Source organism: Kribbella sp. VKM Ac-2569 (genome assembly GCF_004216905.1).
In the GTDB taxonomy this organism is placed as follows: Bacteria; Actinomycetota; Actinomycetes; order Propionibacteriales; family Kribbellaceae; genus Kribbella.
In genome coordinates this window covers 226615-240037 of record NZ_SGXJ01000002.1, presented here as the reverse complement: position 1 = coordinate 240037, position 13423 = coordinate 226615, and the positions used below count along the sequence as shown (strand labels likewise).

Genomic DNA, 13423 nt, shown 5'->3' with positions numbered 1-13423 from the left:
GGGTTCCTGACCGTTATGGAGGGTCCGGAACCCCAGATTTGACTGGTGGACCAGCCAATTTGGTGGGTGAGCCAGGCAAATTCGGCGGGAGCGGGCTTCTGCTGCGGATGCCGGTCAAGGTTGTCGTTAGATGTCGAGGGCTGTGCGGAAGGTGCTGGCGCGGATGGCGAGTTCGGATAGGGAGCCGCCGGTGCCGGCGTCGCCTAGGAGGGGAGAGCCGACGCCGACCGCGAGAGCTCCGGCGGCGAGGTACTTCGGGGCGGACACCGCGTCGATGCCGCCGACGGCGATCAGCGGGGCGTCGGGGAGCGGCGCGCGGAGTTCGGAGAGGTAGCCGGGGCCGTGAAGCTTGGCGGGGAAGATCTTGACGGCGGTGGCGCCGAGATCCAGAGCGGCCACGACCTCGGTGGGCGTGAGGGCGCCGCATAGCAGCGGCAGGCCGAGCTCGACGGAGCGGTAGGCACCGCGCGTGATCGCAGGCGTGACGGCGAAGTCGGCGTTGGCGGCGGCGACCTCGTCGGCCTGGAGGGCGGTGACGACAGTGCCGGCACCGATCAGGATGTTCGGGTCGTACTGCGCACGCGCCTTGGCGATCGCCTCGACGCCGCCCGGCGTGGTGAGCGAGACCTCGAGCGCCGTGATGCCGGCCTCGACGAGGGTCTGCACGCAGGCGAAGGCGGTGTCCGCCCCGTCGGCGCGGATGATCGCGAGCAGTTTCCGGCTCCGGAGTTCGGCAAGCAGATCCATAATCCCCAACCTATGTGATGAACGAAGACATAGGACGTCCGATGAGATCTGGCGTGGACGCCGAATGTGTGGCTAAATTTCGAAATGAACAACCGCCCCGTTGTTTACTTTCAGGAGGCATCCGCTCATGCCTAAGCTCAAAGCCCTGCTGATAGCGCTGGCGCTGGCCGCGACGACCATCCCAGTGCCGTCGGCCCAAGCCGCCGTCACCCAGACCGTGCTGTTCAACAAAGGGGACGCCGGTTTCGGCTGCTACCGCATCCCCGCGATCGTGAAGACCAAGGCCGGCACGCTGCTCGCGTTCGCCGAGGCCCGCCGCGCGTGGTGCGCGGACTCCCAGGAAATCGACCTCGTGATGCGCCGTTCCGAGGACGACGGCCGCACCTGGGCGCCGACCCAAACAGTCCTCTCCGGCACCGACACCGACCCGAACGCGGTCGCCACCCGCGGCAACCCGGCGCCGATCGTCGACTACGAGACCGGCCGGATCGTGCTGCTGAGCACGATGGACCCCGGTACGACGAGCCGACCGCGCACGCCGTACGTCCAGGTCAGTGATGACGACGGGAAGACGTGGAGCAAGGCGAAGAACATCGGCGACCAGATCGACGACCCGGCCTGGGGCTGGTACGCGACCGGGCCCGTGCACGGCATCCAGCTCACGCGCGGCGCCCACGCCGGCCGCCTGGTCGCGGGCACCAACTACGACAACGGCGCCGGCCAGAACGCGGGCCAGCTCGTCTACAGCGACGACCACGGCGAGACGTGGCACAAGGGCGCGGCCGACCTGCGCTCGGACGCCACCCCGCAGGAGATCAGCGTCGTCGAGAAGGTCGACGGCGGCGTGTACGCCGGTGCGCGCAACAACGCCGGTACGTCGGGCGCGAGCCGGATGGCGGCGGTGAGCAACGACGGCGGTCAAACGTTTTCCGCGCCGTTCGCGACCATCGCCGGACTGACAACGCCCGTCGTCCAAGGTTCGCTGCAACGCCTCAGGGCGGTCGATCAGGGCGACAAGTACAACCGCCTCCTGTTCGCGGCGCCGGCGGATCCCGATCGGCGGCGCTATATGACTATCCGGTCCAGCTTCGACGAGGGCAAGACGTGGCAGACCGTTGCCGAGGGCACCAGAATCACCGGCGACTGGTCCGGGTACTCCGACCTGGCGATCCTCGACACCGGCGAGATCGGCCTGCTGTACGAAGGCGGCACGGTCGACGCCCGCGACCAGATCCGCTTCGCCCGGTTCACCGAGAACGACATCGGCCACCCGGACGCGCCACTCGGCGGCCCCATGACCCCAGACGTCTCCGGCCTCGACAACGACAGCTACCTGCGCGGCGGCACCACGGCTGTGACTGGCAAGTTCGGCCAAGCGAGAGACCTCGACGGCGTCGATGACGCGATCCAGCTCCCGTTCGCCGAATCGCTCGCGGTCGGCGCCGGTGACTTCACCGCGATGGCTTGGATCAAGTACGGCGCCAGCACCGCACCCCAGGCGATCTTCTGGGGCTACAACATCAACGAGTTCTCGCAGTTCTGGCTCCGCGCCGAGCCCGCGGACAGTCGTATCCGCGGCCTGATCACCACCGGCGGCAACACGGCGGCCGTCCAGACGACGAAGGCCTATAACGACAACGCCTGGCACCACGTCGCCCTGCAACGCAAGGCCGGCACGCTCTCGATCTGGGTCGACGGCGCCCAGGCCGCGAGCGTCACGGCCCCGGCCGGTTCGGTCAGCCCCGGCCGACCCTTCAAGATGTACGTCGGGCAACGCCTGGACGGCGCGCATCACTTCGACGGCTCGATGGACGAGGTCCGGATCTACAAACGTGCCCTGACCGCGACCGAGCTCAACAGCATCCGCACCGCGAACAGCACGTCGGTGCCCAACGCCGTACTCGATCTGCCGCTCGGGTGACATCACACTGGCCTGGCGGACAGCGTCAACCGCCAGGTCAGTTCACCGCTCTCCGGCACCACTGCGGCGTCGCCCGAACCGGCGGTCGCCAGGTCGAAGACACGGCCCAGCATCGGCTCGACCCCAAGACTCCGGTACGGCGCATCGTCCGGGAAGCCGCCCTGGTTACGCCACAGCGCGGTCGACACTGGTTGCCCCGGGCAACTCAAGGTCATGGTCAGCTCGGCGCCGCGGTCGCGGACCGAGACCGACGGGCAGTCCACCAGCACCGCACCTGCAGCAGTGCCGTCCGTGGGACCGAAGGTTCCGAGTTCGAGAGGGGTCGGCCAGACGGCGGTCACCCAATGGGCGTCGCCCGGCCAGGTCCACGGCAACCATGGAGCGGCCTCGGGATACAGGCGGCACTCGGTTCCAGGTTGGGCGGAAATGGTCGCGCCGGGCACGCAGTCGAGGAGCGCGTGGGCAGCCCAGATGAAGCGGTAGCCGACCGGAGCCTCCAGGTGGTAGTCGACGCTGACGGTGTCCGTGCCGGCGGTGAACGCCCGCGTCAGGATCGCGCCGTCGTACGCGACCGTCCCGTCCCACTGCTGATTCCACAGACCACCGTGGTCAGGGAACCCGCGGACGGTGGGGAAGCATTCGTCGAGGCCGCCCGCGTCGATGAAAGTGGCGAGGCCGGTGCGGGGACCGGTGACCAGGCCAGGCCCGGCCCAGAGCCATTCGCGGCCGCCGAGCTGCAGAGAGGACCAGCGGCCACCGTCGGCAGGGTCGATGATCACCATTCGGCGAACGATCCGTCTTCGTGGGTCCACAGCGGATTGCGCCAGGCGTGGCCGGTTCGGTCCGCGGCGCGGACGGCCTCCTCGTCGACCGTGATTCCCAAGCCGGGCAGGGGATTCCACTCCGCGTGACCGTTGACCCACGCGAACGGCGCCGGATCCACGACGTACGACGTGAGGTCGCTCGTCACGTTGTAGTGGATGCCTCGGCTCTGCTCCTGGATCAGGAAGTTCGGCGTCGCGAACGACACCTGCAACGAAGCCGCCAACGAGATCGGCCCGAGGGGGCAGTGCGGCGCGAGCATTGCACCATGAGCATCCGCGAGTACGGCGATGCGTCGTAGCTCGGAGATCCCGCCGGCGTGCGAGACGTCGGGCTGCACGACCGCGACCCCGGCGTTCAACGGCGCCATGAAGTCGGACCGGTGGTACAGCCGCTCGCCGAGCGCAACCGGCACAGTCGACGTCGTGACCACCTCGGACAGGTGGGCCATCTGCTCCGGCAACACCGGCTCCTCGACGAACATCGGCTGCAGGTCCTCGACCGCGTGCAGGATCCGCCGCGCCGCGGCCACGCCGACCCGTCCGTGCAGGTCGATCGCGACGTCCCTGGAATCCCCCAGGATTGCACGGGCGGCCGCGAGCCGGTTGACGATGTCGTTGACCTCAGCAACGGACGGTGAGGCCTGGATCTGCCCGCTGGCGTTCATCTTCACGGCCGTCATCCCGGCCGCGACCTGCTCTGCGACGGACTCACCAATCGCGGACGGTTCGTCCCCGCCGACCCAGGCGTAGACGCGGACCCGATCCCGGACCCGCCCGCCGAGCAGCGCGGCGACCGGAGCGCCGTACACCTTGCCGGCGATGTCCCACAAGGCATGGTCGAGTCCGGCGACCGCGCTGCTGAGCACCGGCCCGCCGCGGTAGAACCCGCCCTTGGTGAGCACCTGCCAGTGCCGCTCGATCTGCAGCGGATCCTGGCCGATCAGGTACTCCGACAGTACGTCGATCGCGGCCCGGACGACCTCGGCGCGCCCTTCGACGACCGGCTCGCCCCACCCGACCACACCGTCGCTCGTCTCGATGCGGCAGAACAACCAGCGCGGCGGAACCAGGAACGTCTCGATCCTCTCGATCTTCACCGGCGCCGCCGCCGGGTCGATCCGCGCACCTCGGTGAGGTCTTCGGCGGCCTTCGCGAGTAGTTCCCGCATCGCGAGCTCGGCGCCCTCGGGGTCGTGCCCGCGGACCGCGTCCACGACCAGGCGGTGGCTCGGGATCGGATCGTCCGACGGCTTCACCGTATGCACCAGCCGGTCGCGGTCGGCGAGCCCGGTTTCCATGATCACTTCCATCTTGGTCAGCAGTTCGTTGCCCGTGGCCGCGAGCAACGCACGGTGGAACGCGAGGTCCGCGGCCGCCGCTGCGACGTTGTCACCCGCAGACTCCATCGCCGCGAGCGCCTCGTCGAGTGCCGCGAGGTCCGCATCGTCGGATCGCAGCGCAGCCAGCCGAGCCGCGGCCGGCTCGACGATCCCGCGTACCTCGTGCAGTTCCTCGAGCAGTTCGGGCCGGGCGTCGGCGTCCTTGAAATGCCAGCGGATCATGTCCGCGTCGAGCAGGTTCCAGTCGGAGCGCGGCCTGACGAACGTGCCGCGCTTCTGCCGCGCGTCGACGAGGCCCTTCGCGGTCAGTACCTTCAACGCCTCCCGGACCGCGGTCAGGCTGACCCCGAGGTCTGCCTGCAGTTCGGTCACGTTGATGGTCGCCCCCTCCGGGATCTGACCGGACAGGATGCGCTCCGCCATCACCTCCACGATCTGCCCGTGCAGCCCCCGCGACACCCCGCGCTGAATCCCCGTCACACCGCTCTCCCTCACGCCGAGTCCTTCGTTGCGGACCATCCACCATCGACCACCAGGCTGGTGGCAGTCACGTACGACGCCTCGTGGGACAACAGGAATGCGACCGCCTGCGCCACCTCGTCCGGCTGCCCGAGCCGCCCGAGCGCGGTCGCCTGTGCGCTGCGCTCGCGACCTTCGGCGTCGACGCGGTCCCACATCGCGGTCACGATCGGCCCTGGAAGGACGGTGTTCACCCGGATCGAGCGACCGTACTCGACGGCCAGTTGGCGCCCGAGCGAGATCAGTGCGCCCTTCGTCGCGGCGTACGCCGGATGTCCCGGGAGGCCTGCGATCGCGTGGACCGAGGAGACGAGTACGACGGAGCCGGCGTTCGCGACGAGGTCGTCGTACACGGCCTGGAAACCGAGGAAGGCTGCGGTCAGGTTGACGTCGAGCTGGCGTTGCCAGGACGGCGGCGACAGCTCGTGAGCCGGCTTCACGTCGACGACGACCGCGTTGCTGACCAGGCCATCGATCGGGCCGAGCTCGTCACGGCCGCGGGACCGGACCTCCGCCCAGGTGTCCTGCGACGACACGTCGCCGACGACGCTGATCGCCCTGCCCGGCACGTCCTTGCAGGGATGTACGTCGACCTGCACGACCTGCGCGCCCTCGGTCAGCGCCCGTTCGGCGCAGGCCGCACCGATCCCCGACGCAGCCCCGGTCACCACGATCACCCGTCCAGCCAGCCGCACCCGCGCCTCCTTCGATCTGCTCCTACCCAAGCACGGAGGCAGGCCGCTTCCAACGATGAACGAGGCACCAGTTGACCGTGACAGGTGTTGTCCGGTCAAGCGATTTGCTCGTAATTTACGAATTAATATTGACACTTGCGACGGGCCGCCGCAAGATCGTCCGGAACACACCACCCACCCGACTGGCATCGCCGGCGGGTAGATCTCAGGAGTTGTGCATGACGGGTCTGGCAATGCCACTTTCGGATCGGCGGACTTTCCTCAAGGGACTCGGAGTGCTCGGGGCGGCGACCCTGGTGCCCGGGTGCGCGACGTCGTCGAAGAGTCCCGGCAGCGGCAGCGCGCCCACCGGTCAGGTGGCGCTGCAGTCGAACCTCTCCAGCGAGCAGGCGAAGGCCGCGATGGAGAAACTCGTTGCCGCGTACAACAAGACCGGCGGCTCGCAGGTCAAGCTGAACACGGTCGCGTCGGAGATCTTCCGGACCCAGCTCCCGACGTACCTGACCTCGGCGAACCCGCCGGACGTCTACACCTGGTACGCCGGCTCGGTCGCGGACTCGTACGCGAAGAAGGACCTGCTGCTCGACGTCTCGAGCGTCTGGGACTCGATGGGCAACTACTCGAAGGCGATGCAGACGCTGTCCACGAGCAGCGCCGGGCAGAAGATCTTCGTGCCGACCAGCTACTACTGGTGGGGCATGTTCTACCGGAAGTCGAACTTCGCCAAGTGGGGCGTGACCCCGCCGAAGACCTGGGACGAGTTCGTCGCCGTGTGCAAGACCATTCAGGGCAAGGGCATCCCGCCGATCGGGATCGGGCTCGGCGACACCCCGTGGGTCGCGTCGGCGTGGTTCGACTACCTGAACATCCGGATCAACGGCGCTCCGTTCCACCGGCAGCTGCTGGCCGGCCAGGGGAACTTCACCGATCCGAAGGTGAAGGCGGTCTTCACCAAGTGGCGTGAGGTGCTGCCGTACTTCGACCCGAAGGGGAAGTCGTTCCCGTTCCAGGAGGCGACGTCGGCGCTGCTCGCGGGCAAGACCGGGATGTTCCTGATCGGGACGTTCTTCGCGGATTCGGCGCCGAAGGACGCGCTGGACGACATCGACTTCTTCCAGTTCCCGATCATCGATCCCGCCGTACCGGTGGCGGAGGAGGCGCCGACGGACGGGTACTTCGCCTCGAAGAAGGTGCAGGACGTCGACGGGGTGAAGAAGTTCCTGAGCTGGCTGGCGACGGCCGAGGCGCAGGAGATCTATGTGCAGAACTCGTCCGGTACGGCGATTCCGGCGAACCCGGACGGGAAGTCGGCCGATACCCCGCTGGTGCAGAAGGGCAAGGCGATGATCGAGGGGGCCGCCGAGATCACCCAGTTCTTCAACCGCGACTCAAGCGACGCCCTCCAGCCGACCGCCGACGCCGCCCTCACCAAGTTTCTCGACAAGCCCGACCAGATCGACAAGATCCTGAAGGACTGGCAGGCCGCCGCCGAGAAGGTCTTCAAGGCGTGACCGCTACAGCTGTGGAACCGCAGAGCGCGACCGGCCGTGATCCCGCGGCCGGTCCGCGCCGGACGAAGCGGAACGGCCCGAGGCGGGTCTCACCCTTGATCCTCGCGTTCGTGTTGGTGCCGTTTGTTGTCGAGGCTGTTTGGGTGTTCTGGCCTGCTCTGCAGGGGTTCTGGTTGGCGTTGACCAGCTGGGACGGGTTGTCGGCGCCTCGGTTCGTCGGGTTCGGGAACTTCTCCGACATGGTGTCGGATCCGATCTTCCGGACCGCGTTGAAGAACACCGCGATCTGGCTCGTGCTGTTCGGCGGGCTTAGCGTGATCGGCGGGTTCGGGATGGCGCTCCTGTTGCAGCGGGAGCGCCGCGGCGTCGGGATCTACCGAGCGGCCCTGTTCACCCCGGTCGTGTTCTCGCTGGTCGTCACCGCGCTGATCTGGCGCGTGTTCTACCAGCCAGATGGACTTGTCGACACGGTGTTCCGAACCGTGGGCCTGGGCAACTTCATCCGGCCGTGGCTGGCCGACCCGGACACCGCGCTGTACGCCGTGATCGTGCCGGCCCTGTGGCGCCAGATCGGGTACGTGATGGTGCTGTACCTGGCCGGCCTGAAGGCGGTCGACCCCGCGCTTTACGAGGCCGCGAAGGTCGACGGCGCGTCCGCCTGGCAGCGCACGCGGTACGTCACCATCCCGCAGCTCAAGGGCGTCAACTCCGTCGTACTGTCGGTGATCGTGATCGACTCGCTGCGGTCCTTCGACATCGTCTGGTCGATGACGAAGGGCGGGCCGTACCACTCGTCCGAGCTGCTCAGCACGTACATGTACTCGACCGCGTTCCAGTCCACCCAGCTCGGGTACGCGTCCGCGCTGGCCGTGGTGATCTTCGTGCTCGCCCTGGCCGTCATCCTCGGCTACCTGATCCGCGCGTTCCGGGAGGAAACATGATCAGACGTGTGGGGTACCACGTCGCGATGGGACTGGTTTCGTTCCTGTGGGTGGCGCCGATCCTGTGGGTGATCGTGATCTCGTTCCGCAGCTTCGACGACGTCGCCGCGAACGGGTTGGGCTCGCTGCCGCATTCCTTCACGTTCTCGACGTACAAGTCGGCGTGGGAGGACGCGGACGAGTTCCGGGCGCTGATCAACAGCCTGCTGGTGACGATCCCGGCCGTCCTGCTGAGTCTCGGGCTCGCGTCGGTGGCGGCGTACGGGCTGGCGCGGTACTCGATCCCGTTCCGGCGGACGATCCTGTTGCTGATGTTGATGGGGAACCTGCTGCCGCCGCAGATCCTGCTGATCCCGATCTCCCGGTTCGTGGAGTTGATCGGGTACTACGACACGCTGATCGCGCTCATCGCGGTCCATGTCGGCTTCGGGCTGGGGTTCTACACGTTCGTGCTGCACGGGTTCATGCGGGATCTGCCGCGGGAGATCCAGGAGGCCGCGACGATCGACGGGGCCGGGCCGGGGAAGATCTACTCGGCGGTGATCCTGCCGCTGACCCGTCCGGCGCTAGCAGCGCTAGGGGCGCTGTCGTTCACCTGGATCTTCAACGACTTGCTGTGGTCGATCACGGTGATCCGCTCCGGCGAGAAGATGCCGGTCACGCCGGCGCTGCTCGGTCTCCAAGGCCTGTTCGTGTCGTCGTGGAACGTGATCGCGGCCGGCACGGTGATCGCGGCGGTTCCGACGGTCGCGGTGTTCCTCAGGTTCCAGAAGCACTTTGTCGGCGGGCTGGCGATCGGAGCGGTCAAGTGAGGACGTGGACCTTGCGCGGTACGACGACCTCGTACGTCGTCGGCGTACCGGATCACGGGCGGTGGGCCGAGTTGGTTGCCTGGGGCCCGCATGACGGTCTTGCACCAGTTGCTGTTGTCGGCACGGAGCACTTCGTCCCGCGCGCGGACGTGGAGCCGATGGAGTACGCCGTTCGCGGGGTCCGCTACACGTCTCCGGTCGACCTGGTGGTCAGCGGATCGGATGGCTCCGACGAGTTCCGGCCGGTGTTCGTCGAGGCGCGTGAGGCTGACGGGCTGGAGCTCGAGTTCGCGGACGTTGTCCGGATCGTCCTGCATTACCGGATGGTCGGGGATGCGGTGGAGCGGTGGGTGTCCCTGCGGAACGACGGGCCTAATGAGGTTGTGTTGCATCGGCACGACTCGGCGGGGTTCGTCGTACCGGGTGGGAACACCGTCAAGTACTTGTGGGGCGAGTGGAACAGCGAGTTCCAGCAGGCCTCGGTGACGTTGCCGCGCGGGCGGTTCACAATCGGGAGTGCGCAGGGGATCACCGGGCATTCGTACTCGCCGTACCTGGTCGTCGATGGCGATGTGGCGTACGGCGTACAGCTTGCGTGGTCCGGGTCGTGGGAGATGTCGGCGGACGTGGACACGACAGGCCTGGTGCGGATCCAGGCGGGCCGGACGTCGTCGAGTCTCGGGATCACCCTGAAGCCGGGCGAGACCTGGGTATCGCCGAAGGCCGTCGGTGCGTGCAGTGCTGAGGGCACCGACGGGTTGGCGCGAGTGTTCCACGAGTACGAGCGGGCCGCGTCGCGAAAACGTATTCCGAAGGTGTTGTACAACTCCTGGTTCGCGACCGAGTTCGACATCCGCGCCGAGCATCAGCTCGAACTGGCGCGGCGGGCGGCGGGGATCGGAGTCGAGACGTTCGTCGTGGACGACGGGTGGTTCGTCGGGCGATCGGACGACACCGGCGGGCTGGGGGACTGGGAGGTCGATCCGGCCAAGTTCCCCGGCGGGCTGGACGCATTCATCGGGCAGTTGAAGGACCTCGGGCTCGACTTCGGGTTGTGGGTCGAGCCGGAGTCGGTCAGCCCGACATCGCAGCTGGCCAAGGATCATCCGGAGTGGATCCTGCGTACGCCGGGGCGCGATCCGATCCTGATCCGCAATCAGCTCCTGCTCGATCTGAGCCGGGACGACGTAGCGGAGTTCATCTGGAGCACGCTGGATCGGCTGCTGTCGACGTACGACATCACGTACCTGAAGTGGGATGCCAATCGGCCGCGGTTGGACAGTGGCGACCAACGCCGGGACCTCGATGGTCGCGTGGTCGCCAACCTCTACCAGATCCTCGAGAAGCTCAGGGACCGGCACCCGAAGGTCTCCGTCGAAGGCTGTGCGGGTGGCGGGGCTCGCGTCGATCTGGCGATGGCCTCGCTGGTCGACACGTTGTGGCCGAGTGACAACACGGCTCCGCTGGATCGGCTCAGGATTCAGGAAGGGTTCCGCACCGGGTTCGCGCCGCATCTGATGAGCTCCTGGGTGACCGATGCCGAGGGTACGCATGACGGTCGCGAGCGGTCGCTCGACTTCCGGTTCCACGTCGCGATGGCCGGCGTACTCGGGATCGGCGCGGACCTCTCGCGCTGGACAGACGACCAGCTGAAGACAGCAGCCCGTCATATCGAGCAGTACAAGGGCTTTCGAGAACTGATTGCCTCTAGCTTGGTCTATCGGCTGACGACCGGCGTGCAGTACGTCGGCGCGCCGCGGTCCGTGGTGTTCCTGTGGGAGACCGGCGACGGCAACGTGCGCGGCACGCTGCCGACCCGGCCGCGGCGGGTGCCGCTGGCCGGGCTGGATCCGGCGAAGAACTACCGGGTGGGCAACGAGACCTACCCGGGCAGCTACCTGCTGCAGGTCGGGATCCCGTTCGAGGGGCCCGCCGACTCGCACTGCCTGGTCGTCGAGCATCTCGACTGACCGTTCCGCTCAATCGGCAGCAAGGGAAGACAAAGATGAAAAGAAGTTTTGGTGGGGTGTATTCGCGACTACTTGGTGGGGTGATCGCGGCGGCTCTCGTAGCCGTCGGGTTGGTGACCACCACGACCGGAGCTGTGGCGGCTCAGGCCACAGCTCCGGTCCTCAGCCCGACGCCGTACCAGGGCTGGAACACGTACTACGGACTCGGTGGCGACTTCACCGAGGACACGATCAAGTCGGTCGCGGACTCTCTGGTGAGCCGCGGCCTCGCGAAGGCCGGCTACGACATCGTCTGGCTGGACGGCGGCTGGCAGGCCGATCAGTCCCGCAGCGACGCCGGCGACCTGGTGCCGAACCCGGCCAAGTTCCCGAACGGACTCAAGCCGCTGGTCGACTACATCCACGGCAAGGGCCTGAAGGCGGGCATCTACACCGACGCCGGTCCGTACATCCCGGGCAAGTGCGGTCTCGGCAGCGGCGGGTACTACCAGCGCGACGCGGACCAGTTCGCCGCCTGGGGCTTCGACGCGGTCAAGGTCGACTACTTGTGCGGGATCGCGGCGAACCTGGACCCGAAGACGGTCTTCACCGAGTTCGCGCAGGCGCTGCGCAACAACGCCAGCCACCGGCCGATGATCTTCAACCTGTGCAACCCGGTGACGTCGCCGGACTGGGGCAACTACCCGGAGTCCCAGCAGTCGATCAACTCGTGGTCGTACGCGCCGGGGATCGCGCAGTCGTGGCGTACGTACACCGACGTCGGGTTCCAGGGCGACATCAAGTTCAAGGACGTACTGCGGAACTACGACGCGAACGCGCGGCACCCGGAGGTCGTGAAGCCGGGCGCGTTCAGCGACCCGGACTACCTGGCGCCGGAGCTCGGGATGAGCGACGAGGAGTTCCGCACGCAGCTCACGCTGTGGGCCGTGGCCGCGGCGCCGCTCGTCGTCGGCAGCGACGTCCGTAAGCTCAGCGCGACCACGATCGGGATGCTGACCGATCCGGACGTGCTCGCGATCAACCAGGACAAGGCCGCCGTACAGGCAGTCCGGGTCGGCGCGGCCGGTACGACGGAGACGTGGGTCAAGCGGCTCGCCGACGGCAGCCGAGCCGTCGTACTGCTTAACCGGGGCGACAGTGCGAAGACTCTGACGACGACGGCCAATGCGGTGGGTCTGAGCGGCTCGCGGTTCACGCTGAAGAACGCCTGGACGAACAAGGTGACCGAAAGCGCCGGCGTGATCAGCGCGGCGGTGCCGGCCCACGGTACGGCGCTGTTCCGCGTCGAACGGGCCAGTGGTGTTCCGGGGATTCCGCATGTGACGGCGGGCATCCCTCAGGTGACGAAGGTCGGTACGGACGCCCAGCCGGAGGGAACTGCTCCGGTTGCCGCCGGTGGCGACGAGCTGACGGTCCAGGTGACCGTGCGGAACGACGGTCTGCAGCCGGTGTTCCAGCCGGCAGTCACGATAGCCGGTGGTACCGGATGGACGGTGACGCCGTTGTCCAAGGCACCTGCTCTGATCGATGGCGGTAAGCAGGCGACGTTCACCTTCACGCTCACGCTCCCGCCGACGGCCCCACCCGGATCGGCGAGCCTGACCGCTACGACGACGTACCAAGTTGTTTGGTACGGCGGGCAGCGGCAGACGACCGTGGCGCCGGTAGTGGTCGCGCCGGTGCCGCCGAGCGGGACCGTGCCGTTGTCGCATCACCAGTGGATCACGGCGACCAGCGGCTGGATGTCGCCGACGATCGACGAGAGCGTCGGCGGCGGCAACCCGATCAAGCTCACCGGTACGACGTACTCCACCGGGATCGGTGTCGCGTCCCCGTCACTGATCCGGTACTACCTCGGCAAGTCGTGCTCGCGGCTGACCGGCACCGTCGGCATCGATGACGTGGTCGGCAATGTCGGTCCGGACGGCGGTACGTCGACGTTCCAGGTCGTCGGCGACGGCAAGGTCCTGTTCGACAGCGGCACCGTCGACCGCTTCACGCCGAAGCAGTTCGACGTCGACCTGACCGGCGTACGCGTCCTCGACCTCCTCGTCGGCGACGCCGGCGACGGCGGCTACAACGACCGCGCCGACTGGGCAGCCCCCACCGCAACCTGCTGATCGCCAACCCCACTTTGAGCACCA

Annotated in this window: 11 protein-coding genes; 6 read left to right on the top strand and 5 right to left on the bottom strand. The window is 67.6% G+C overall.

Translation table 11 applies throughout. From position 1 onward, the window contains the following. Positions 1 to 126 precede the first annotated feature (126 nt). Complete coding sequence (locus EV649_RS14060) at positions 127 to 747, bottom strand: bifunctional 4-hydroxy-2-oxoglutarate aldolase/2-dehydro-3-deoxy-phosphogluconate aldolase (RefSeq protein ID WP_130383895.1); 621 nt, start codon at positions 745 to 747, stop codon at positions 127 to 129. Positions 748 to 874: 127 nt separating this feature from the next. Between EV649_RS14060 and EV649_RS14055 the strand changes: the two genes are divergently transcribed. Next, positions 875 to 2668 carry a sialidase family protein gene (locus tag EV649_RS14055; protein WP_130383894.1) on the top strand — a complete coding sequence of 598 codons (1794 nt, stop codon included), beginning with the start codon at positions 875 to 877 and terminating at the stop codon, positions 2666 to 2668. Positions 2669 to 2670: 2 nt separating this feature from the next. On the opposite strand, the gene EV649_RS14050 is transcribed toward EV649_RS14055, so the two are convergent. From EV649_RS14050 to EV649_RS14035, 4 genes are read right to left on the bottom strand one after another with little or no spacing between them, the layout of a single operon-like run. Beyond that, positions 2671 to 3450, bottom strand: a complete 780-nt coding sequence (locus tag EV649_RS14050; RefSeq protein WP_130383893.1) for a hypothetical protein — start codon at positions 3448 to 3450, stop codon at positions 2671 to 2673. Then, complete coding sequence (dgoD, locus tag EV649_RS14045) at positions 3444 to 4589, bottom strand: galactonate dehydratase (protein ID WP_130383892.1); 1146 nt, start codon at positions 4587 to 4589, stop codon at positions 3444 to 3446. The genes EV649_RS14050 and dgoD overlap by 7 nt, the downstream gene beginning before the upstream one ends. Continuing rightward, positions 4586 to 5311 carry an FCD domain-containing protein gene (locus tag EV649_RS14040; RefSeq protein ID WP_241998180.1) on the bottom strand — a complete coding sequence of 242 codons (726 nt, stop codon included), beginning with the start codon at positions 5309 to 5311 and terminating at the stop codon, positions 4586 to 4588. Before EV649_RS14040 ends, dgoD begins: the two co-directional genes overlap by 4 nt. An 11-nt stretch (positions 5312 to 5322) precedes the next feature. After that, positions 5323 to 6045, bottom strand: coding sequence for an SDR family NAD(P)-dependent oxidoreductase (locus EV649_RS14035; RefSeq protein ID WP_130383890.1), 723 nt, complete (start codon positions 6043 to 6045; stop codon positions 5323 to 5325). Positions 6046 to 6263: 218 nt separating this feature from the next. Between EV649_RS14035 and EV649_RS14030 the strand changes: the two genes are divergently transcribed. From EV649_RS14030 to EV649_RS14010, 5 genes are read left to right on the top strand one after another with little or no spacing between them, the layout of a single operon-like run. Next, positions 6264 to 7556 carry a substrate-binding domain-containing protein gene (locus tag EV649_RS14030; protein ID WP_130383889.1) on the top strand — a complete coding sequence of 431 codons (1293 nt, stop codon included), beginning with the start codon at positions 6264 to 6266 and terminating at the stop codon, positions 7554 to 7556. Next, positions 7553 to 8497 carry a sugar ABC transporter permease gene (locus EV649_RS14025; protein WP_241998178.1) on the top strand — a complete coding sequence of 315 codons (945 nt, stop codon included), beginning with the start codon at positions 7553 to 7555 and terminating at the stop codon, positions 8495 to 8497. The genes EV649_RS14030 and EV649_RS14025 overlap by 4 nt, the downstream gene beginning before the upstream one ends. Next, entirely contained in the window at positions 8494 to 9309 is an 816-nt protein-coding gene (locus tag EV649_RS14020) for a carbohydrate ABC transporter permease (RefSeq protein ID WP_130383888.1), read from the top strand. Before EV649_RS14025 ends, EV649_RS14020 begins: the two co-directional genes overlap by 4 nt. After that, on the top strand, positions 9306 to 11279 hold the full coding sequence (locus EV649_RS14015) for an alpha-galactosidase (RefSeq protein ID WP_130383887.1): 1974 nt from the start codon (positions 9306 to 9308) through the stop codon (positions 11277 to 11279). The genes EV649_RS14020 and EV649_RS14015 overlap by 4 nt, the downstream gene beginning before the upstream one ends. Before the next feature lie 35 nt (positions 11280 to 11314). Further along, complete coding sequence (locus tag EV649_RS14010) at positions 11315 to 13399, top strand: NPCBM/NEW2 domain-containing protein (protein WP_130383886.1); 2085 nt, start codon at positions 11315 to 11317, stop codon at positions 13397 to 13399. The last annotated feature ends 24 nt before the right edge of the window (positions 13400 to 13423 follow it).

What these genes read in the sequence shown, in the direction of transcription:
- EV649_RS14050 (WP_130383893.1), bottom strand. Translation starts at nt 3,450, where the DNA reads ATGGTGATCATCGACCCTGCCGACGGTGGCCGCTGGTCCTCTCTGCAG.
- EV649_RS14060 (WP_130383895.1), bottom strand. Translation starts at nt 747, where the DNA reads ATGGATCTGCTTGCCGAACTCCGGAGCCGGAAACTGCTCGCGATCATC.
- EV649_RS14055 (WP_130383894.1), top strand. Translation starts at nt 875, where the DNA reads ATGCCTAAGCTCAAAGCCCTGCTGATAGCGCTGGCGCTGGCCGCGACG.
- EV649_RS14010 (WP_130383886.1), top strand. Translation starts at nt 11,315, where the DNA reads ATGAAAAGAAGTTTTGGTGGGGTGTATTCGCGACTACTTGGTGGGGTG.
- EV649_RS14020 (WP_130383888.1), top strand. Translation starts at nt 8,494, where the DNA reads ATGATCAGACGTGTGGGGTACCACGTCGCGATGGGACTGGTTTCGTTC.
- EV649_RS14030 (WP_130383889.1), top strand. Translation starts at nt 6,264, where the DNA reads ATGACGGGTCTGGCAATGCCACTTTCGGATCGGCGGACTTTCCTCAAG.